Raw genomic sequence first — 20,994 nt, forward strand, 5'->3', positions numbered from 1 at the left:
TGGCGCCCGCTTCAGCACTGCCGACAGGATCGGCAAAGCGTGTTACCGGAAGACACACGCAGCGACTCCGATTCGATTCCACAATCCTGAACTGGACGGTATAGTCCACCGCGTGAACCCGGCCTACCTCCCCGTTGCCCTCGACGCACGCGATGAGCGCGTGTTCGATGCCGTGCGCGAGCTGCTGGCCCAGCAGGGCATGCAGATGAGCATGGACGCGGTGGCCCAGCACGCCGGCTGCTCCAAGCAGACCCTGTACTCGCGCTATGGCAGCAAGCAGGAACTGCTGCGCCGGGTGATGCAGCGCCACGTCGGCCACGCCACCGGCGCCATGGTTCGTGCACTCCGCAGTGACGACCTGCGTGCCAGCCTGCTCCAGTTCGCCACCGACTTCCTGGAGCATTTCAACCAACCGCACGTAGGACAGGCCTGTCGGCTGATCGCCGCCGATGCGTCCCAGTTTCCCGAAGAGGCGCGTACGCTGTACCGGCATGGCGCCGGCGCGCTGACGCTTCATCTTGCTGAATGGATTGAAACCGTTTGCAGGCGTGGCCAGCTACGGCATGACGACCCGCACTTCATGGCCGAACTGCTGCTGAGCATGATTGCCGGTCAGGATTTCGACAAACAGCGTTTCCATACCCCCCATCGTGATGACGCGCAGCTGCGTCGGCGCTGGGCAGAGTTCTCCGTCGACAGCTTCCTGCGCGCCTTCGCGCCACAGCCGTCGCCGGCCCCGTCTACAAACCAACCCCGGAGTTCCTCCTGATGACCGCCCCACTCCGCACCCTTGCCTTGACGTGCGCCGTTGCTGTCGCGCTGGCTGCCTGCAAGAAGCCGGAACAGCAGATGCCCCCGCCGCCGGAGGTGGGCGTGATCGACGCCAAGCCGCAGACCCTGCCGCTGCAGCGTGAGCTGGTCGGCCGCCTGTCGCCGTTCCGCAGCGCCGACGTGCGTGCGCGCGTGCCGGGCGTACTGCTCAAGCGCGTCTACCAGGAAGGCTCGCAGGTCAAGCAGGGCCAGCCCCTGTTCCTGATCGACCCGGCGCCGCTGCGTGCCTCGCTCAACGCCTCCGAGGCCCAGCTGGCCTCGGCCCGCGCCACCTACGCCAATGCCAAGGTGGCGGCAGACCGCGCACGTTCGCTGGCACCGCAGCAGTTCGTCTCCAAGTCCGACCTGGACAACGCCGAATCGGCCGAGCGCACCGCGCTGGCCGCGGTCAAGCAGGCCGAAGCGGCGGTGACCTCCTCGCGCATCAGCCTGGGCTATACAGAAGTAACCGCACCGATCAGCGGCGTGGCCAACAAGCAGCAGGTCACCGAGGGCGCACTGGTCGGCCAGGGCGATGTGACCCTGCTGACCACCGTCGACCAGCTCGACCCGCTGTACGTCAACTTCTCGCTGAGCGTGGACGAACTGACCCAGCTGCGCGCACAGCAGGCCAAGGGCGCGCTGGCGCTGTCGGGCGACGGCAAGGCCACGGTCAACGTCAAGCTGGCCGACGGCAGCACCTACAGCGAGCCGGGCACGCTGGACTTCTCTTCGACCACGGTCGACCCGGCCACCGGCGCGGTGTCGCTGCGTGCGCTGCTGCCGAACCCGCAGCAGATCCTGCTGCCGGGTGCCTTCGTCAGCTTCCAGGCCAACCTGGGCGAGCGCAACAACGCCTACCTGGTGCCGCAGCAGGCGCTGCTGCGTGACACCACCGGCGGCTACGTGATGGTGGTCGGTGCCGACGGCAAGGTCGTCCGCAAGAACGTGAAGACCGATGGTGCACAGAACGGCAACTGGCTGGTCAGCGATGGCCTGGCCGCCGGTGACAAGGTGATCGTGGCCGGCGTGCAGAAGGTCAAGGAAGGTGCACCGGCGGTGGCCAAGCCGTGGACCCCGGGGCAGGACGCCAACGGCAAGCCTGCCGCAGGCGGCGCCGCTCCGGCGGGCGCGGCACCGGCCGCAGGCAAGGCACCGGCCGATGCGGCCAAGCCGGCCGCCACCGATTCGAACAAGCAGTAACGGGAACCTTCCGTCATGCCTAAATTTTTCATCGAACATCCAGTCTTCGCCTGGGTGGTTGCGATCCTGATCTCGCTCAGCGGCGTGATCGCGATCCTCAACCTGGGCGTGGAGTCCTATCCCAACATCGCCCCGCCACAGGTCACCGTTTCGGCGACCTACCCGGGCGCCAGCGCGGACACCACCGAGAAATCGGTCACCCAGGTGATCGAGCAGCAGCTGACCGGTATCGATCATCTGCTGTACTTCAGCTCCTCGTCCGCCTCCAACGGCCGCGCGCAGATCACCCTGACCTTCGAGACCGGTACCGATCCGGACATCGCCCAGGTGCAGGTGCAGAACAAGGTGTCGCTGGCCACGCCACGACTGCCTTCGGAAGTGACCCAGCAGGGCGTGGTGGTGGCCAAGGCCAATGCCGGCTTCCTGATGGTGATCGCGCTGCAGTCCGATACGCCGGCCATCAACCGTGACGCCCTGAACGACATCGTCGGTTCGCGCGTGCTCGACCAGGTCTCGCGTATCCCCGGCGTCGGCAGCACCCAGCAGTTCGGTTCCGAGTACGCCATGAACATCTGGCTCAACCCGGAAAAGATGCAGGGTTATGGCCTGTCGGCCAGCCAGGTGCTGGCGGCAGTGCGCGCGCAGAACGTGCAGTTCGCCGCCGGTGCGCTGGGTTCGGACCCGTCGCCGGAAGGCCAGCACTTCACCGCCACAGTCTCGGCCGAAGGCCGCTTCAGTTCGCCGCAGGAGTTCGAGAACATCATCCTGCGCGCGAATCCTGACGGCTCGCGGGTGCTGATGAAGGACATCGCCCGCGTTGCCTTCGGCGCCAACAACTACGGTTTCGACACCCAGTACAACGGCAAGCCGACCGGCGCCTTCGCCATCCAGCTGCTGCCGGGCGCCAACGCCCTGAACGTGGCCGATGCGGTGCGCGCCAAGATGGACGAGCTGCAGCCCAGCTTCCCGTCCGGGGTGACCTGGTTCTCGCCGTACGACAGCACCACCTTCGTCAAGATCTCGATCCAGGAAGTGGTCAAGACACTGTTCGAGGCAGTGTTCCTGGTGTTCCTGGTGATGCTGATCTTCCTGCAGAACTTCCGCGCCACCCTGATCCCGACCCTGGTCATCCCGGTGGCCCTGCTCGGCACCTTCCTGGGCATGTGGATGATCGGCTTCACGATCAACCAGCTGACCCTGTTCGCGATGGTGCTGGCGATCGGCATCGTGGTCGATGACGCGATCGTGGTGATCGAGAACGTCGAACGCATCATGACCGAGGAGGGCCTGGCGCCGAAGCCGGCCACGCAGAAGGCGATGACCCAGATCACCGGCGCGGTGGTGGCGATCACCGTCGTGCTGGCCGCGGTATTCATCCCGTCCGCCCTGCAGGGCGGTGCGGCCGGTGAGATCTACAAGCAGTTCGCGCTGACCATCGCCATCTCGATGGCGTTCTCGGCGTTCCTGGCCCTGGGCTTCACCCCGGCGCTGTGCGCGACCTTCCTCAAGCCGACGCACAACGACAACCCGAACATCATCTACCGCACCTTCAACAAGTACTACGACAAGATCAGCCACACCTATGTGGGCCACATCACCTCGGCGGTGCGCCATGCGCCGCGCTGGATGATCCTGTTCGTGGTGCTGACCGCACTGTGCGGCTTCCTGTTCACCCGCATGCCGGGCAGCTTCCTGCCGGAAGAAGACCAGGGCTATGCGCTGGCGATCGTGCAGCTGCCGCCAGGCTCGACCAAGGGCCAGACCAACGAAGTGTTCGCGCAGATGCGTGGCATCCTGGAAAAGCAGGATGGCTATGAAGGCATGCTGCAGGTGGCCGGTTTCAGCTTCGTCGGTTCCGGCGAGAACGTCGGCATGGGCTTCATCCGCCTGAAGCCGTGGGAGGAACGCAAGTTCACCGCGCCCGAGTTCATCCAGAACATGAACGGCGCGTTCTACGGCATCAAGGAAGCGCAGATCTTCGTGGTCAACCTGCCCACCGTGCAGGGCCTCGGCCAGTTCGGCGGCTTCGACATGTGGCTGCAGGACCGCAGCGGTGCCGGCTACGAACAGCTGACCCAGGCGCGCAACATCCTGCTCGGCCAGGCCGCGCAGAAGCCGGACCATCTGGTGGGCGTACGCCCGAACGGCCTGGAGAACGCCCCGCAGCTGCAGTTGCATGTCGATCGCGTGCAGGCGCAGTCGATGGGCATGTCGGTGTCGGACGTGTACAGCACCATCCAGCTCATGCTGGCCCCGGTGTACGTGAATGACTTCTTCTACGAAGGCCGCATCAAGCGCGTGACCATGCAGGCCGATGGTCCGTACCGCACCGGCCAGGAGTCGCTGAAGAGCTTCTACAGCCCGTCCAGCCTGACCAAGAACGCCGATGGCACCAATTCGATGATCCCGCTGAACACGGTGGTCAAGTCCGAATGGGTATCGGCGTCGCCGTCGCTGAGCCGCTACAACGGCTACTCGGCGATCAACATCGTCGGCTCGCAGGCACCGGGCACCAGCTCGGGTGAGGCGATGCAGACCATGGAAGGCATCGTCAACGACGACCTGCCGGCCGGCTTCGGCTACGACTGGTCGGGCATGTCCTACCAGGAAATCCTGGCCGGCAATGCGGCGACGCTGCTGCTGGTGCTGTCGATCGTGGTGGTGTTCCTGTGCCTGGCCGCGCTGTATGAAAGCTGGTCGATCCCGGTGGCGGTGCTGCTGGTGGTGCCGCTGGGCGTCCTCGGTGCGCTCGCTCTGTCGATGATGCGCGGCCTGCCCAACGATCTGTTCTTCAAGATCGGCCTGATCACCGTGATCGGCCTGGCCGCGAAGAACGCGATCCTGATCGTCGAATTCGCGGTGGAGCAGCGTGCAGCAGGCAAGACCCTGCGCGATGCCACCATCGAGGCGGCACGCCTGCGTTTCCGACCGATCCTGATGACCTCGTTCGCGTTCATCATGGGCGTGATCCCGATGGCGATCTCCACCGGCGCCGGCGCCAACTCCCGCCACGCCATCGGTACCGGCGTGATCGGCGGCATGCTGTTCGCCACCCTGCTCGGCCTGCTGATGATCCCGGTGTTCTTCGTGGTCGTGCGCCGCATGCTGGGTGACAAGCTGGATGAACCGTCCAAGGAGTTCATGGAACGCCAGCGCGACGCGGATGCGGCACACCGTCCGGATCGTTGATACGGCGATGCGCTGAAACGAAAAGGCCCCGGAGCGATCCGGGGCCTTTTTTCTTGCCGCTTTTGAATTCATGCCAAGCAAGGTTGGCATTTACCGGGGCAACGGCGTGGCCGGTAGCCGCCAACCCTGGTTGGCGCTGTTCGGGCAACGTCTCAGCGCAGCAGCGCCACCACCACGCACACCGCCACGATCACCAAGGCCACCCACTGCATCGGCACGAAGAAGAAATGATGGGGCGCGGCTTCGCCCTTCTGCCGGGGCACGCGATTGAGCCACAGCCCCAGCAGCACGTTCACGGTTGCGCCGATGCCTGCACCCAGCAGCACCTGCTGCAACGGAACGTTGCCTTTGGGGCCATCATGCGGAAAGAAGTACGCCAGCAGCAGGATGGCTGCAATCGGCGTCACCAGCGTCATGAATCCCCAACCGCGATAGATCACGTCGTCATCCTCGAAGAAACGGACTGCATTAGAGCAGCATGCGTCTCCGCAGGCCAACGGCAATCACGTCATCTGGATGACCATCATCCACGGATGGCGTGGATCTACTGGCCGCGCCGCCGTTGCAGCGGCGCGGCCGGTCGAACTCAGCGCAGCCCGGTCTCGTTGCGGGCGATCACCAGGCGCTGGATTTCCGAGGTGCCTTCGTAGATCTCGGTGATCTTGGCATCACGGAAGTAACGCTCCAGCGGCATTTCCTTGGAATAGCCCATGCCGCCGTGGATCTGCACGGCCTGGTGGGTGATCCACATCGCCGCTTCCGAAGCGGTCAGCTTGGCCACGGCCGCTTCAGTGCTGAAACGCTTGCCCTGGCCCTTCACCCACGCCGCACGCAGGGTCAGCAGCAGCGCTGCATCCAGCTTGCACTTCATGTCGGCAATCTTGGCCTGGGTCATCTGGAAGGTGCCGATGGCCGCGCCGAATGCCTTGCGCTCCTTCACGTATTCCAGGGTCGCTTCATAGGCGGCACGGGCGATGCCGATGGCCTGCGAGGCGATGCCGATGCGGCCAGCATCGAGCACGCTCATGGCGATCTTGAAGCCCTCGCCTTCCTGGCCCAGCACATCCTCAGCCTGCGCTACGTAATCGTTGAACTCGATCTCGCAGGTGGCCGAAGCGCGGATGCCCAGCTTCGGCTCGGTCTTGCCGCGACCGAAACCGGCCTTGTCGGTATCGATGATGAAGGCAGTGATGCCGCGCGCGCCCTTGTCCGGCTCGCTCATCGCGAACAGGACGATGTACTTGGCCACCGGGCCGGAGGTGATCCAGCTCTTCTTGCCGTTGATGACGAAGGTGCCGTCGGCCTGCTTCACTGCGCGGCAGCGCATGGCGGTGGCGTCCGAACCGGACTGCGGCTCGGTCAGCGCGAACGCACCGATGGCCTCGCCCTCGGCGATGGCACGCACGTACTTCTGCTTCTGTTCCTCGGTACCGTGGGTGAGGATGCCGTTGCAGAACAACGAGTTGTTGACCGACATGATGGTCGAGTGGGCAGCGTCGGCGGCGGCGACCTCCACCATCGCCAGCACGTACGCAACCGGGTCCATGCCCGCGCCACCGTATTCGGTCGGCACTTCGATGCCCATCAGCCCGTTCTCACCCAGCAGGCGGATGTTGTCCAGCGGGAACTCGCCGGTACGGTCATGGTGCTCCGCGCTCGGGGCGATCTTCTCCTGCGCGATGCGCCGCGCAACGTCCTGCAACATCAACTGCTCTTCAGTAAAGCTGAAATCCACAACACCCTCCCGGGTACATGATGTTATGGGCCGCGCACGGCGTGCCCAGGTGCGCCGATTGTACCGGGGCCCGGGGAATTCCGTACGCCAGCGACTTGACCGCAGCAGGCGCTCTCGGCGAATATATCTCTATATCGCGATAGGTAGATATTTATGGATCTTGAAGACTGGTCGACACGCCTGAAGGTGTTCGCCGATGCGACCCGCGTGCGCCTGCTGGCGCTGCTGGAGCAGGAGGAACTGACCGTGGCCGAACTGTCGGCGATCACCCGGCTGGCACAGCCACGTGTGTCCACCCACCTGGCGCGCCTGAAGGAAGCCGGTCTGGTCCGTGACCGCCGTGCAGGCGTGTCGGCCTATTACCGGTTCGACGAGGCCCAGCTGGACCCGGCGCAGCGTGCATTGTGGCATGCCTTGAGCAACGGAAGCGACGACCCGCTGCTGCGCCAGGACGCCGAACGTGTTGCCGCCGTGCTGGCCCACCGTGCCTCCGACCAGAACTGGGCCGACAGCGTGGCCGGTGACATGGAACGCCACTACTCCCCTGGCCGCACCTGGGAGGCGTTGGCGCGTACCGCGCTGCCCCTGCTGGAGACCGGCGACGTGCTCGATATCGCCTCCGGTGACGGCGTACTGGCCGAACTGGTCGCCCCGCATGCCAAGCGCTACATCTGCATCGATACCAGCGCGCGCGTGGTTGCCGCCGCCAGCGAACGCCTACGCCGCCTGCCCAATGTGGAAGTGCGCGAGGGCGACATGCATGCGCTGCCGTTCAAGGACGGCAGCTTCGACCTGGTGGTGCTGATGCATGCGCTTACCTACGCCAGCAAACCGGCGCAGGCCGTGACCGAAGCCGCACGCGTGCTGCGCCCCGGTGGCCGCCTGCTGCTGTGCAGCCTGGCTCGCCACGAGCACAAGGCGGCGGTGGAGGCTTACGGCCACGTCAACCTTGGTTTCAGTGACAAGGAGCTGCGCAAGTTCGTCGACAAGGCCGGCCTGCAGGTGTCCAGCCTGGAGACGGTCACCCGCGAGAAGCGTCCGCCACACTTCGAAGTGATTTCGCTGATCGCCAACAAGCCCTGAGCCCGAGACCGCCATGCCTGCCCTGCCCTGGTTGCATCCTGATCGTGCCAACGCCCTGCTCGACGCCCTGCGCCAGCGGATCCTGATCATTGACGGCGCGATGGGTACGATGATCCAGCGCCATGGCCTGCAGGAAGACGATTACCGTGGCGAACGCTTCGCCGGTGGCTACGATCACAGCCATGGCCCCGGCTGCGACCACGGCACGCCGGAGGGCCATGACCTGAAGGGCAACAATGATCTGCTGCTGCTGACCCGGCCGCAGGTCATCGCCGACATCCACACCGCCTATCTCGAAGCCGGGGCGGATCTGGTCGAGACCAACACCTTCAACGCAACCTCGGTCAGCCAGGCCGACTACCACCTCGAACACCTGGTCTATGAGCTGAACAAGGCGGGCGCTGCGGTAGCTCGTGCCTGCTGCGATGCCGCCGCTGCAAATACGCCGGACAAACCGCGTTTTGTCATCGGCGTGCTTGGCCCGACCAGCCGCACGGCCTCGATCAGCCCCGACGTCAATGACCCCGGCTTCCGCAACACCAGCTTCGACGAACTGCGCGACACCTACCGCGAAGCCATCGACGGCCTGATCGACGGCGGTGCCGACACGATCATGGTCGAGACCATCTTCGACACGCTCAATGCCAAGGCCGCACTGTATGCCATTGAAGAAGCCTTCGACGCACGCGGTGCGCGGCTGCCGATCATGATTTCCGGCACCATCACCGATGCCTCGGGGCGCACCCTGTCCGGGCAGACCGCCGAAGCGTTCCACGCCTCGCTGGCGCATGCGCGGCCGCTGTCGATCGGGCTGAACTGCGCGCTGGGGGCGGAAGCGATGCGCCCGCATGTGGAAACCCTTGCACAGGTCGCCGGCTGTTACGTCAGCTCCCACCCCAACGCGGGCCTGCCCAATGCCTTTGGCGAGTACGACGAGACCCCCGAAGAGATGGCCGTCACCCTGCGCGGCTTCGCCGAGGATGGCCTGTTGAACCTGGTCGGCGGCTGCTGCGGCTCCACCCCCGAGCACATCCGTGCCATCGCCCAGGCGGTGGCCGGGCTGCCGCCGCGCGCCCTGCCCGCCGCCCAGGAGCAGCAGGCCGCATGAGCACCTCGCCCTACACCCGCCTGTCCGGCCTGGAACCGCTGGTCATCACCCCGGACCTGCTGTTCATCAACGTCGGCGAACGCACCAACGTCACCGGCAGCGCGCAGTTCCGCAAGCTGGTCAAGGAAGGCCGCTACGAAGAAGCGGTGGACGTGGCCCGCCAGCAGGTCGCCAGCGGCGCACAGATCCTCGACGTCAACATGGACGAGGGCCTGATCGATTCGGAAGCGGCGATGACCCGCTACCTCAACCTGATCATGTCCGAACCGGACATCGCCCGCATCCCGGTGATGGTCGACTCCTCCAAGTGGAGCGTGATCGAGGCCGGCCTGAAGTGCCTGCAGGGCAAGAGCGTAGTCAACTCGATCTCGCTGAAGGAAGGCGAGGCGCTGTTCCGCGAACACGCGCGCAAGGTCCTGCGCTATGGGGCCGCCGCAGTGGTCATGGCCTTCGATGAAAGCGGGCAGGCCGATACCTGCGCGCGCAAGGTCGAGATCTGCACCCGCGCCTACCGCATCCTGGTCGACGAGATCGGCTTCCCGCCGCAGGACATCATCTTCGACCCGAATATCTTTGCCGTCGCCACCGGTATCGAAGAACACGACAACTACGCGGTCGACTTCATCGAAGCCACCCGCATCATCAAGCAGACGCTGCCGCACTGCCATGTCTCCGGCGGCGTCTCCAACGTCTCGTTCTCGTTCCGTGGCAACGAAACGGTTCGCCAGGCCATCCACTCGGTGTTCCTGTACCACGCCATCGCCGCCGGCATGGACATGGGTATCGTCAACGCCGGCGCGATGCCGATCTACGACGAACTGGAACCGGAGCTGCGTGAGCGCGTGGAGGATGTGATCCTCAACCGCCGCAGTGATGCCACCGAGCGCCTGCTGGAAATCGCCGAGCGCTACAAGGGCAAGAAGGGCGCGGCGAAGACCGAAGACCTGGCCTGGCGCGAAAAGCCGGTGGCACAGCGCCTGGCACATGCGCTGGTACACGGCCTGGATGCCTTCGTGGAAGAAGACACCGAACTGGCCCGACAGGCCTCCAGCCGCCCGCTGGACGTGATCGAAGGCCCGTTGATGGATGGCATGAACGTGGTCGGCGACCTGTTCGGCGCCGGCAAGATGTTCCTGCCGCAGGTGGTCAAGTCCGCGCGCGTGATGAAGAAGGCGGTGGCCTACCTGCTGCCGTACATCGAAGCGGAAAAGGCGCGCAGTGGCGATACCGCCAGGAGCAACGGCAAGATCATCATGGCCACGGTGAAGGGCGATGTGCATGACATCGGCAAGAACATCGTCGGCGTGGTCCTGGCCTGCAACAATTTCGAAGTGGTCGACCTTGGCGTGATGGTGCCGGCGCAGAAAATCCTCGATGCCGCCCGCGAACACAACGCCGACCTGATCGGCCTGTCCGGACTGATCACTCCGTCGCTGGAGGAGATGAGCCACGTCGCCCGCGAGATGCAGCGCCAGGGCTTCGAGCTGCCGCTGCTGATCGGTGGCGCCACTACGTCGCGTGCGCATACCGCGCTGAAGATCGACCCGCATTACAAGGCGCCCACGGTGTGGGTGAAGGATGCCTCGCGCGCGGTCGGCGTGGCCCAGTCGCTGATCTCGCGTGACCTGCGCGAAGCCTTCGTTGCCGCCAACGAGGCCGACTATGCCGAGATTCGTGCCCGCCACCGAAATCGTGGCGATGCCAAGCGCCTGGTCACGCTGGAACATGCACGCGGGCAGAAATTCCAGGGGGGATGGGACAGCTACACGCCGCCGGCACCGATCCAGCCCGGCCTGCACGTATTCGACGACTACCCGCTGGCCGAACTGGTCGACTACATCGACTGGACGCCGTTCTTCCAGGCCTGGGAACTGGCCGGCAAGTTCCCGGCCATCCTCACCGACGAGATCGTCGGCACCCAGGCCAGCGACCTGTACAAGGATGCCCGCGCGATGCTCGAGCGCATCGTCGGCGAAAAGTGGCTGACCGCCAAGGCCGTGTTCGGTCTGTGGCCGGCCAACAGCGTCGGCGACGACGTGCGCGTGCAGCACCCGCAGGGCGAGACCACCCTGCATTTCCTGCGCCAGCAGGTGGACAAGCCGGCCGAGCGCCCGGATTTCTGCCTGGCCGATTTCATCGCGCCGGCCGACAGCGGCAAGCAGGACTGGATCGGCGCCTTTGCCGTCACTGCCGGTATCGGCATCGACGCACACGTGGCGCGCTTCGAAGCCGACCACGACGACTACAACGCGATCCTGCTGAAGGCCCTGGCCGACCGCTTCGCCGAAGCGCTCGCCGAACGCCTGCACCAGCGTGTGCGTACCGACTTCTGGGGCCATGAGCGTGCCGAGACGCTGGACAACGAAGCGCTGATCGACGAGCAGTACCGCGGCATCCGTCCGGCCCCCGGGTACCCGGCCTGCCCCGAGCACAGCGAGAAGCGCCACCTGTTCGACCTGCTGCAGGCCGAAGCGAATGCCGGCATGGAACTGACAGAGAGCTTCGCGATGCTGCCTACGGCCGCCGTCTCGGGCTACTACTTCAGCCACCCGCAGAGCCAGTACTTCGTGGTCGGCCGCCTCAGCCGTGAACAGGTCAGTGACTACGCCCGCCGCAAGGGCGTGGACCGCGCCCAGGCCGAGCGCTGGCTGGCCTCCAACCTCGACTACGATCCCGAATGACACAAAAAGGGGACGGAGGGGATTAAGTCGTTTTGGGCACAAACGACTTAATCCCCTCCGTCCCCTTTTCGCTTCATCATTGCGCTGGCTTTGACGGTTTCTCGTCCGGTGTCGTTTGCCCTGGCCGGCGCACTGCTGTGCTTCTTCGCACTGAGCCTGCCGCTGATCCGCGCACGCCGGAACCGCTCCGAGGCCTGACGTCGACGCCGATCCTACTGCTGCTGCAGTAGCTGCTGCAGCGACGGCAGCAGCACGCGGTTGCCATGCGCGCTGAGGTGGTCGCCATCGAAGAACAGCGGCCGGCCATCGCGCTGCGCCGGGCACAGCACGTCATCACACAGCACCGGCATCGGATCCCACAGCACACCGCCTGGCAGGCCATCGACTACCTGCTGCAGGCTGCCCAGCATCGGTGCCCGCAACGTTTCCATCGCCTCACGCGTGCTGTCCAGGCCATTGCGGCAGACCTCGTTGCGTGAATTGAAGCGATCCGAGCAGCGATACGGCGGCGCCGGCAGCACCGGTTTGGGCGCCTCAAGCACAATGCGGACACCACGCTCTGCCAACGGCCGCCATTGCGCAATCGCCTCCAGCGCTTCGGCCTCACGCCCCGCCGTGGCTTCCGGGGTCAACTCACCCGCCAGCTGCGCCTGCGCATCGAACAACACGAACTGATCGGACAAGCGCGGCATGCGCAGCGACACCAGCACCACGGCATCACCCGGCTGCGCTCGCTGCGTGACGTCGGCCAGCATCGCGGCATCGAAATCAGCGCAACCGGCACCCGCACCGCGCCACTTCTGCAGGCTCACCTGCGGGCATCCGCCTCGCCCGTAGAGGAAAACCTCCGAGCCGGTCTCAAGCGCCAGCCGCTGCAGCAGCTCGATGTAGGCCATCGCATGCGAATCGCCGGCAACAAAGACCCGCTTCGGCGCGCCGGCCGACAGCGGCCGATCGCAGGCGCCGCGGGCATAGGTCCGCATGCTGCCACCTGCGAAGCGCTGCTTGTCCGCCATCAATGCACAATCAGGATAGTCGCCTGCCACGCTCTTGCCGTTGGGATACCAGTCGGCCGGATGCCGGCTCACCGTGCTCAGTGATATCCGCGGCGCCTGCAGGTACAGCAACGTCTGGGTGCCGGCCGCGACCAGCAGTACAGCCGCCCCTGCCAGCACCCAGCGCCCCGGGCGCAGACGCTGCGCCAAGGGGCCGCGGAACGGTTGTTCCACCCAGCGCCACGACAGCCACGACAGCAGCAGCACCAGCGCCATCGCAGCGGTCATCTGCAAGGGCGTCTGCAGGCCCACGGTCCAGCGCATCAGCACGAACACCGGCCAGTGCCACAGATACAATGAGTACGACAGCAGGCCGACAGAGCGCATCGGCCTGCTGGCCAACAGGCGTGCCACCCAGGCCTGCGGATGATGATGCAGCGCCCACAGCAGGCCTGCCGCAGCGAAGGTCGGCAGCAGGCCATCAGGCCAGGGCGAACGACCGGCCCGCGCGGTCCACAACGCCCAACACAGCAGGGCCAGCGCCACTGCCGCGAGCAGCGAGAACACGGGCGCAGCGCGCTTCAGTGCAGTCGTCGTCACCGCATCCAGTGGCTTGCGCACGTGCAGCAACTGGAACAACAGTACGCCAACACCCAGTTGCCACAGCCGCGTCGTGGTGGCGTAGAACGCCCACGATGGCGGTGCCTCGCGCAGGCCCAGCACCGCCGCATGCAGCAGCGACGCTGCGCTGACCACGGCAAACAGGCCAAGGCTGATCCAACGCCCGCGCGCGCCGCGCGCCCAGGCCAGGAACAGCAGCGGGAACAGCAGGTAGAACTGCTCCTCCACGCCCAGCGACCAGGTATGGGTGTAGGGATTGAATTCGGCCTTGGGCGCGAAGTAATCGTTGCCGATCAGCGCCAGTACCCAGTTGCTGAAGCCGAAGAATGCCATCAGCCCGGTCTTGTCACTGGCCTCGCTGAGCCAGGACTCGGGAATGAACAGCACGCTGGCGACGGCGGTCAACAGCAGGCAGCTGATCAGCGCAGGTGCGATGCGGCGGATGCGGCGCGAATAGAAGCGCAGCATCGACTGCCACAGCGACAATGGCGGCAGCCGGTGCACCGACGCGCTGACCACGAACCCGGAAATGACGAAGAACACGTCTACGCCGGTGAACCCGCCCGGCAACCAGGCCGGATCCAGGTGGAACACGATGACGGCCAGCACGGCAATCGCGCGCAGGCCGTCAATGTGCGGCACGTAGCCACGGCTTGGATCAGCGGTCATCCCTTCCCCCCAACCGCGGAGGCAGTGCCGTCCGCGGTGGTTGCACCCTTACCAGACCAGGTCGTCCGGCACCTGGTACTGCGGGTCCGCGTACGGATCTTCCTCGGCCGGCGCATTTGGATCGACCTTCAGCGCCACCGAGGCGGCGAACACCGCTTCGGACTGTGCCAGCACATCGGCGGTCACCAGCAGGTAGCGGCCATTGAGCTGGACCACGCCCAGCTCACCGGCATTGAGCGCGGTCAGCTGTTCGGCGGTCACGTAGATGCGCTTGATCTTGCCGCCATACGGGAAGTGGCGGGCGATGTCCGCCGCCTCGGCATTGAGGCTCTTGTCCTTCAGCAGTTCTTCCAGCTTGGCCTTCGCCTCGCGGCGTACGCGTGCTTCTTCCTGCTTCAGGCGCTCGGTCTCGATGCGCTCTTCCTTCTCCCGCTGCGCACGGATGGCGTAGGCCTTGGCCAGGTCCATCTCTTCGGCGCTGCGCGGCTTGCGCGGACCCTGCTGCCCCTGGCCACCACGCGCATGCCCACCGGGCTTGCCCGCGCCACCATGGCCATGCCCGCGACGCTCGCCGGGCTTGTGCTCGCCCTTGCCTGCGCCCTGCGGCTTTCCATTGCCACCCTTGCCCTGCGGGCGGCCATCACGGCGGGGGCCATCATTCTTGCGCTCGGGCTTGGGCGCGGGCTTGAAGCCCAGGCCCATCAGCTGGTCGCGGAGGGTATCGCTCATAGGATTCGGATCAGTAGTGCGGCGGCGGCGGTTCGCTCGCCGGATCGGAAGAATTCAGTGCGTTGCGGACCTTGCCCAGGTCTTCCAGCAGCACGCGCAGCACATCGGCGTTGCGCATGCCCTGCATGCGGGCGTCAGCCAGCGCATCGCTCAGCTCGGCCAGCGCCTGTTCCTGGAAGGACACGCGCATTTCCAGCTCGACCAGGCGCGCTTCCAGCGCCTGCTCGCGTTCGGTCGGTAGATCAGACATGCAGCGAGCGCCCCCGGCCGATGCCGTAGTAAGCCAAGCCGGCGGCTTCCACTTCGGCCGGCTCATACAGGTTGCGACCGTCGAACACCACTGCGTCCTTCAACTGCTCGCGCAGCTTCTGGAAGTCGGGGCTGCGGAACTGCTTCCACTCGGTGACCACCACCAGCGCGTCGGCACCCTGCAGCGCTTCATCGGCGCTGTTGCAGAACACCAGATCGTCGCGCTCACCGAAGATGCGCTGCGATTCATGCATCGCCTCCGGGTCGTAGGCACGCACCGTAGCACCGCCTTCCCACAGCTGTGCCAGCAGGCGACGGCTGGAGGCCTCGCGCATGTCGTCGGTGTTCGGCTTGAAGGCCAGGCCCCATACGGCGAAGGTCTTGCCGCGCACACCCTCATCCTCGCCCTTGTCGTAATGACGCTGGATGAGGGCGAACAGATGGCCCTTCTGTGCATCGTTGACCGCTTCAACCGCATTGAGCAGTTTCGGCTCCAGGCCATACTGCTGGGCGGTACGGGCCAGTGCCTGCACGTCCTTCGGGAAGCACGAGCCACCGTAGCCGGCGCCCGGGTAGATGAAGTGCCAGCCGATGCGTGGGTCCGAGCCGATGCCCTGGCGGACCTGCTCGACGTCTGCACCGACGCGTTCGGCGATGTTGGCGATTTCGTTCATGAACGAAATCTTGGTCGCCAGCATCGCGTTGGCCGCGTACTTGGTCAGCTCGGCCGAACGCACATCCATTTCCACCACGCGGTCGTGGTTGCGGTTGAACGGCGCGTACAGGCGACGCATCACCGCCACCGACTCTTCGTTCGCCGCACCGATGATGATGCGGTCCGGGCGCATGCAGTCCGCAACCGCGTCGCCTTCCTTCAGGAATTCCGGGTTGGACACCACGTCGAAGGCGATGTCCGCGCCACGCGCGGCCAGCTCTTCGGCAATGGCCGCACGCACCTTGTCAGCGGTGCCGACCGGCACCGTCGACTTGTTGACTACCACGGTCGGCACACTCATGTGCCGGCCAATGGTTCGGGCTACGGCAAGCACGTATTGAAGATCGGCACTGCCATCCTCGTCCGGCGGCGTACCAACGGCGATGAACACCACCTGGCCGTGATCGATGGCGGCCGCAGCATCCGTGGTGAACGCCAGCCGCGCTGCGGCATGGTTGGCCTTCACCATCGGCTCCAGGCCGGGCTCATAGATCGGGATGATGCCCTGGTTGAGGCCATCGACCTTGGCCTGGTCGATATCGACACAGACCACCTGGTGGCCGACGTCGGCCAGGCAGGTACCAGTCACCAGCCCTACATAACCGGTACCGAAAATCGCAACGCGCATGTCCGTGCAGGCTCCGTGGTCGCTTACGGCAGAACGCCCAGCAGCTCGACGTCGAACGTCAGAGTCGCGTTCGGGCCGATCGGGCCGCCCGGGGTGCCGTTCTCACCGTAGGCGAGTTCGCCCGGGATCCAGAAGCGGTACTTCGAACCGACCGGCATCAGCGCGACGCCTTCGGTCCAGCCCTTGATCACCTGGTCCAGACCGAACTCGGCCGGCTGGCGGCCATAGGAACTGTCGAACACGGTGCCGTTGAGCAGCTTGCCTTCGTAGTTCACGCGCACCTTGCTGCTCGGCAGCGGGCGCTCGCCGCTACCCGGGCGGATCACCTGGTACTGCAGGCCCGACGAGGTGGTCACCACGCCCGGCTGGGTCTTGTTCTTGGCCAGGAACGCGTTGCCTTCCGTGCGGTTGGTCTGCGCAGCCTGGGCGGCCTTGGCCTGCATTTCAGCCTGCTTGGCGCCCATGAAGGCCTGGATGGTGGCGGTCGCGTCAGCTTCCGTCATCTTCGGCTGGCCCTTGGTCAGGCCGGTGCTGATTGCGTCAAACAGCGAGGCGACATCGATATCGTCCTTCAGCTGCGCCAGCGACGGGCCCACCGAGTAGGAGCCGATCATCTGCGACACCTTGACGCGGTCGACCTTCGGCGGCTGCGAACCCGGTGCCACGCCCGGCACCTGCTGGCCGCTGCGGGCCATCACGACCTGGCGCAGCGCGGCATCGGTGGCCTTGGCCTGTTCCTGGGTGATCTGCGGCTGCAGGCCCTCGAACGAACGCTCGACGGCGGTGCGCAGGGCGGCCACATCGATCTCTTCGGCGATCGGGGTGAACGACTTGGCGACATCAAGGCCGATGGCGTAGCCGAGCTTCTGCTTGGGGGAATTCAAGGTTGCGGTCTCCTTGGCGGCTGCGGGGGCAGCCGGTTGTTGCGACAGAGCGACACCCGAAGTGCCCATCGCCAGAATCAGAACCGACGCCGCGGCGCCGCGCATTCCCATCTTCATTCGCTGCATTCCTGGAAGTGTCTGGGCGCCGACGTCGGCGCGAAAAGAAGCATTGTCGCACGCATGCCGTCGATGTCGAGGCATGCGTGCCGGATATCAATGCGTGGCGGCTGCCGCCAGCGCCTTGTCGATGGCCGCGGTCAGCTGCGGATCGTCCGGCGTCACCTTGCTGGCGAACTGGGCGATGACCTTGCCATCGCGGCCCACGAGGTATTTGTGGAAGTTCCAGGCCGGCGCAACGCCGGTCGCTGCGGTCAGCCGCTGGTACAGCGGCGTGGCCTGCGTACCGACCACATGCACCTTCTCGAACATCGGGAACTTGACGCCGTAGGTCAGGGTGCAGAAATCCTGGATCTGCTTCTCGTCACCCGGTTCCTGGCCCTTGAAGTCATTGGAAGGGAAGCCCAGCACCGCAAAACCGCGGCCTGCATAGCGCTTCTGCAGCGCCTCCAGCCCTTCGTACTGCGGCGTGTAGCCACACTTGCTGGCGGTGTTGACCACCAGCAGCACCTGCCCGTGATAGCGCTGCTGCAGATTCACCTGCTGCTTGCTGGCCAACGGCCGGTATTCCAGATCGAGCAGGTCGGCCGCCAGCGCACTGGCGGAACCGGCGGCGCCGGCCACCATCAGGGCCAGCAGGGACAGGCCGCGCAGGCGGCGCGGGATAACGGTCGGCAGGGGCATCAGAGGCGGTCCGCGGTAGCCATTCACAAGGCCCGGCCAGTGCTGGCCGGGAATCGGCCGAACTATAGCACCGGGCTCCGGAGCCCCTGATGGCACAGGCCCACCGCGGGCTTTGCGCGGCATGGCGAATGTACTGCCCGGGCGCCATCGAAGGCGCAGTGATGACATAGCATGGACATCACTGAATGGAAGGCGGCCCCGGGAAGCCCCCTGCGACAGTTTTATTTCCCTTTGAAATCAATCGAATAAAGGGATATTTCAGCAATCTGCCCCCCCCTGCCATCAGTTGGGGACGGCAAGGGGTTGCACGTAGGCGTGCCGGTGTTATAGTTGCATACAACACCAGTCACCTGAGACAGGGGGAAGCCATGAACGTCCGGATCCGTCGCAACCTCACCGCACCCGCGGCCGTCGCTGTTTCGACCCTGCTCGTGCTGGCCTGGTGGGCCACGCCCACCGCCCCTGCTTCTGCCGCGGCTGAAAGTGCGCAGGACGCAACACTCTCCCCGGCAGGGAACGCCCCCTCCTCCCCCCCTCCCCCGCGTCGGCTGCACAGCGCGCTGTCCATGCCGTATTTCTCGTTCGCCCAGCCGCTGACCCCACGGAGCTGAATATGAGCGACATCCAGTGGAGCGACGGCGCTCCTATCTACCGTCAGTTGAAGGAGCGCGTGATCGCCATGATGCTCGACGGAATCCTCAAGCCAGGCGATGCCCTGCCTTCGGTGCGCCAGGTGGCCGCCGACTATCAACTCAACCCCATCACCGTTTCGCGCGCTTACCAGGAGCTGGCCGACGAAGGCCTGGTCGAGAAGCGCCGCGGCCTGGGCATGTTCATGACCGAGCAGGCGGCCACGCAGCTGCGCAGCAGCGAGCGCGACCGTTTCCTCAACGAAGAATGGCCAGCGGTTCTGGAGCGCATCCAGCGCCTGGGCCTGAGCCTCGACGAATTGCTGCCCCAGGGGAAAGTCTGATGAATAGCACTGCAAGTGAGTCGGTCATCACCGCCCGAGGCCTGCGCAAGGCCTACAAGACCACGGTCGCCCTCGACAACGCCAGTTTCAGCATTCCAAGCGGGCGCATCGTCGGCCTGATCGGGCCCAATGGCGCCGGCAAGACCACCGCGCTGAAGGCCATTCTTGGCCTCACCTCGGTGGAGGGTGAACTGAGCGTGCTCGGCCGCGACCCGCGACTGCACCGCGACGAGCTGATGAACGACATCTGCTTCATCGCCGACGTCGCCGTGCTGCCGCGCTGGCTGAAGGTCCGTGAAGCGATCGATTTCGTCGCTGGCGTCCACCCGCGCTTCGACCGCGCCCGCTGCGAGCGCTTCCTGGCCAATACCAAGCTGCAGCCGAAGCAGCGCGTGCGCGAGCTGTCCAAGGGCATGATCGTGCAGCTGCACCTGGCGCTGGTGATGGCCATCGATGCCCGCATCCTGGTGCTGGACGAGCCGACCCTGGGCCTGGACATCCTCTACCGCAAGGAGTTCTACCAGCGCCTGCTGGAAGACTACTTCGACGAACAGAAGACCATCATCGTCACCACCCACCAGGTGGAGGAGATCGAGCACATCCTCAGCGACGTGATGTTCATCCGCGACGGCCGCATCGTGCTCGACGCGGAAATGGACGACGTCGGCCAGCGCTATACCGAGCTGCTGGTCAATGCCGACCAGCTGGATACCGCGCGCGCCCTGAAGCCGATCGACGAGCGCAGCCTGGCGTTCGGCAAGACGGTGATGCTGTTCGATGGCGTGCCGCGCACCCAGCTTTCCTCTCTCGGCGAGACCCGCATCCCGGGCCTGGCCGACCTGTTCGTCGCCATCATGAAGGGGACCTACGCATGAATGCCGTCAACCACCCCGTCAGCCCGATCGGCACCCTGCGCTGGCTGCTCAAGCGCGAGTACTGGGAGAACCGCGGCGGTTTCCTGTATGCCCCGTTGATCGCGGGCCTGATCTCGCTGGTGATGAGCATCGCCGGCATTGCCTTCGGCCTGTTCGCGCTGAACCGTGCAGCACGCGACGGCGGCCTGCACATCGATGGCGAGAACGTGAACATCAATGGCCTGAACCTGGCCCTGCTCACCCGTGACATCAGTGCCAAGGACCTTGCAGATCTTGGCAACGGCCTGGACCTGACTCTGGTGCTCAGTTCAAGTTGGCCGTTCCTGGTGCTGGCCTTCGTGGTGTTCTTCTACTGCCTGGGCGCCCTGTACGACGATCGCCGCGACCGCAGCATCCTGTTCTGGAAGTCGTTGCCGCTGTCGGACACGCAGACCGTACTGTCCAAGGTGATCAGCGCACTGATCGTGGCACCGTTGATCGCGGTCATCGCCGGCATCTTCACCATGTTCGGCTTCATGCTGATCATCAGTGCCGTCGCGCTGCTGCACGGTGGCAGCCCGATGACCCTGATCTGGGGCCCGGCCAGCCCGCTGACCCTGGCCGCTGGGCACCTGGCCTGGATTCCGGTCTATGCCCTGTGGGCCCTGCCCACCGCCGGCTGGCTGCTGCTGTGCTCGGCATGGGCCAGGAGCAAGCCGTTCCTGTGGGCGGTAATGTTGCCGCTGTTTGCCGGCATCATCGTCAGCTCCACCAAGATGATGCCGCTGTTCGGCCTGACCACCGGCTGGTTCTGGCAGAACATCGTCGGCCGCCTGCTGCTGGGTGGCGTACCCGGCATGGACCTGCTGTATCGCCTCGGTGCCGACGAAGCCTCACGCCGCGACCTGGACTCGGTCGTCAGCCTGATGTCCCCCGCTTCGCAGCTGAAGTCGCTGGCGATGCCGGAGCTGTGGATCGGCGCCGTCGTCGGTGCAGTGTTCATCTTCCTTGCCATCCGCCTGCGCAAGCGCGCCGGCGAGATCTGATCCCATCCATCCGGAGGCACC

At 65.5% G+C, this 20,994-nt stretch carries 17 protein-coding genes; 9 read left to right on the forward strand and 8 right to left on the reverse strand.

The genetic code is table 11. The features are described from left to right. Window positions 1-112: 112 nt before the first annotated feature. From AC13GF_RS08925 to AC13GF_RS08935, 3 genes are read left to right on the forward strand one after another with little or no spacing between them, the layout of a single operon-like run. On the forward strand, window positions 113-769 hold the full coding sequence (locus AC13GF_RS08925) for a TetR/AcrR family transcriptional regulator (protein ID WP_483004391.1): 657 nt from the start codon (window positions 113-115) through the stop codon (window positions 767-769). Then, on the forward strand, window positions 769-2,013 hold the full coding sequence (locus AC13GF_RS08930; protein WP_483004392.1) for an efflux RND transporter periplasmic adaptor subunit: 1,245 nt from the start codon (window positions 769-771) through the stop codon (window positions 2,011-2,013). The genes AC13GF_RS08925 and AC13GF_RS08930 overlap by 1 nt, the downstream gene beginning before the upstream one ends. 15 nt (window positions 2,014-2,028) lie before the next feature. After that, the gene (locus AC13GF_RS08935; protein WP_483004393.1) at window positions 2,029-5,202 is read left to right on the forward strand and encodes a multidrug efflux RND transporter permease subunit; all 3,174 of its coding nucleotides are present in this window, start codon (window positions 2,029-2,031) and stop codon (window positions 5,200-5,202) included. 152 nt (window positions 5,203-5,354) lie between these two features. Here the strand turns inward: AC13GF_RS08935 and AC13GF_RS08940 are convergent, their stop codons facing one another. Continuing rightward, window positions 5,355-5,618, reverse strand: a complete 264-nt coding sequence (locus AC13GF_RS08940; RefSeq protein ID WP_285311500.1) for a hypothetical protein — start codon at window positions 5,616-5,618, stop codon at window positions 5,355-5,357. A 170-nt stretch (window positions 5,619-5,788) separates the two neighbouring features. After that, the gene (locus AC13GF_RS08945) at window positions 5,789-6,937 is read right to left on the reverse strand and encodes an acyl-CoA dehydrogenase family protein (protein WP_180845359.1); all 1,149 of its coding nucleotides are present in this window, start codon (window positions 6,935-6,937) and stop codon (window positions 5,789-5,791) included. A gap of 153 nt (window positions 6,938-7,090) precedes the next feature. Here AC13GF_RS08945 and AC13GF_RS08950 point away from each other — a divergent pair, with 153 nt between their 5' ends. Genes AC13GF_RS08950 through metH form a run of 3 tightly spaced genes read left to right on the forward strand, consistent with a single transcriptional unit; the run spans window position 7,091 to window position 11,809 of the window. Continuing rightward, entirely contained in the window at window positions 7,091-8,020 is a 930-nt protein-coding gene (locus tag AC13GF_RS08950; RefSeq protein WP_014037755.1) for an ArsR/SmtB family transcription factor, read from the forward strand. A 13-nt stretch (window positions 8,021-8,033) separates the two neighbouring features. Next, a complete protein-coding gene (locus AC13GF_RS08955; protein ID WP_483004394.1) occupies window positions 8,034-9,128 on the forward strand; it encodes a homocysteine S-methyltransferase family protein in 1,095 nt (364 codons plus the stop codon). Further along, on the forward strand, window positions 9,125-11,809 hold the full coding sequence (metH, locus tag AC13GF_RS08960) for a methionine synthase (protein WP_483004395.1): 2,685 nt from the start codon (window positions 9,125-9,127) through the stop codon (window positions 11,807-11,809). Before AC13GF_RS08955 ends, metH begins: the two co-directional genes overlap by 4 nt. A 212-nt stretch (window positions 11,810-12,021) precedes the next feature. Here the strand turns inward: metH and AC13GF_RS08965 are convergent, their stop codons facing one another. The 6 genes from AC13GF_RS08965 to AC13GF_RS08990 all read right to left on the reverse strand — a co-directional run bounded on the left by AC13GF_RS08965 (window position 12,022) and on the right by AC13GF_RS08990 (window position 18,100). Next, window positions 12,022-14,094 carry an acyltransferase family protein gene (locus tag AC13GF_RS08965; RefSeq protein ID WP_483004396.1) on the reverse strand — a complete coding sequence of 691 codons (2,073 nt, stop codon included), beginning with the start codon at window positions 14,092-14,094 and terminating at the stop codon, window positions 12,022-12,024. A 48-nt stretch (window positions 14,095-14,142) separates the two neighbouring features. Further along, window positions 14,143-14,823 carry a DUF2058 domain-containing protein gene (locus tag AC13GF_RS08970; protein ID WP_483004397.1) on the reverse strand — a complete coding sequence of 227 codons (681 nt, stop codon included), beginning with the start codon at window positions 14,821-14,823 and terminating at the stop codon, window positions 14,143-14,145. A 10-nt stretch (window positions 14,824-14,833) separates the two neighbouring features. Then, window positions 14,834-15,073 (reverse strand): SlyX family protein, encoded by a 240-nt coding sequence (locus AC13GF_RS08975; RefSeq protein WP_019660397.1) that lies wholly within the window; start codon window positions 15,071-15,073, stop codon window positions 14,834-14,836. After that, window positions 15,066-16,415, reverse strand: a complete 1,350-nt coding sequence (locus AC13GF_RS08980) for a UDP-glucose dehydrogenase family protein (RefSeq protein ID WP_483004398.1) — start codon at window positions 16,413-16,415, stop codon at window positions 15,066-15,068. Before AC13GF_RS08980 ends, AC13GF_RS08975 begins: the two co-directional genes overlap by 8 nt. Before the next feature lie 23 nt (window positions 16,416-16,438). After that, complete coding sequence (locus AC13GF_RS08985; RefSeq protein WP_010480420.1) at window positions 16,439-17,416, reverse strand: FKBP-type peptidyl-prolyl cis-trans isomerase N-terminal domain-containing protein; 978 nt, start codon at window positions 17,414-17,416, stop codon at window positions 16,439-16,441. A 96-nt stretch (window positions 17,417-17,512) separates the two neighbouring features. Then, window positions 17,513-18,100: a glutathione peroxidase gene (locus AC13GF_RS08990; protein ID WP_483004399.1), complete on the reverse strand. Its 588-nt coding sequence runs from the start codon at window positions 18,098-18,100 to the stop codon at window positions 17,513-17,515. 613 nt (window positions 18,101-18,713) lie between these two features. On the opposite strand from AC13GF_RS08990, the gene AC13GF_RS08995 reads away from it, so the two are divergent. Genes AC13GF_RS08995 through AC13GF_RS09005 form a run of 3 tightly spaced genes read left to right on the forward strand, consistent with a single transcriptional unit; the run spans window position 18,714 to window position 20,973 of the window. Then, window positions 18,714-19,073, forward strand: a complete 360-nt coding sequence (locus tag AC13GF_RS08995; protein ID WP_006453095.1) for a GntR family transcriptional regulator — start codon at window positions 18,714-18,716, stop codon at window positions 19,071-19,073. After that, window positions 19,073-19,948 carry an ABC transporter ATP-binding protein gene (locus tag AC13GF_RS09000; protein WP_032130455.1) on the forward strand — a complete coding sequence of 292 codons (876 nt, stop codon included), beginning with the start codon at window positions 19,073-19,075 and terminating at the stop codon, window positions 19,946-19,948. Before AC13GF_RS08995 ends, AC13GF_RS09000 begins: the two co-directional genes overlap by 1 nt. Further along, window positions 19,945-20,973, forward strand: coding sequence for a hypothetical protein (locus tag AC13GF_RS09005; protein WP_483004400.1), 1,029 nt, complete (start codon window positions 19,945-19,947; stop codon window positions 20,971-20,973). Before AC13GF_RS09000 ends, AC13GF_RS09005 begins: the two co-directional genes overlap by 4 nt. The last annotated feature ends 21 nt before the right edge of the window (window positions 20,974-20,994 follow it).

This window comes from Stenotrophomonas sp. 22LJNL06-5-1 (genome assembly GCF_056861455.1).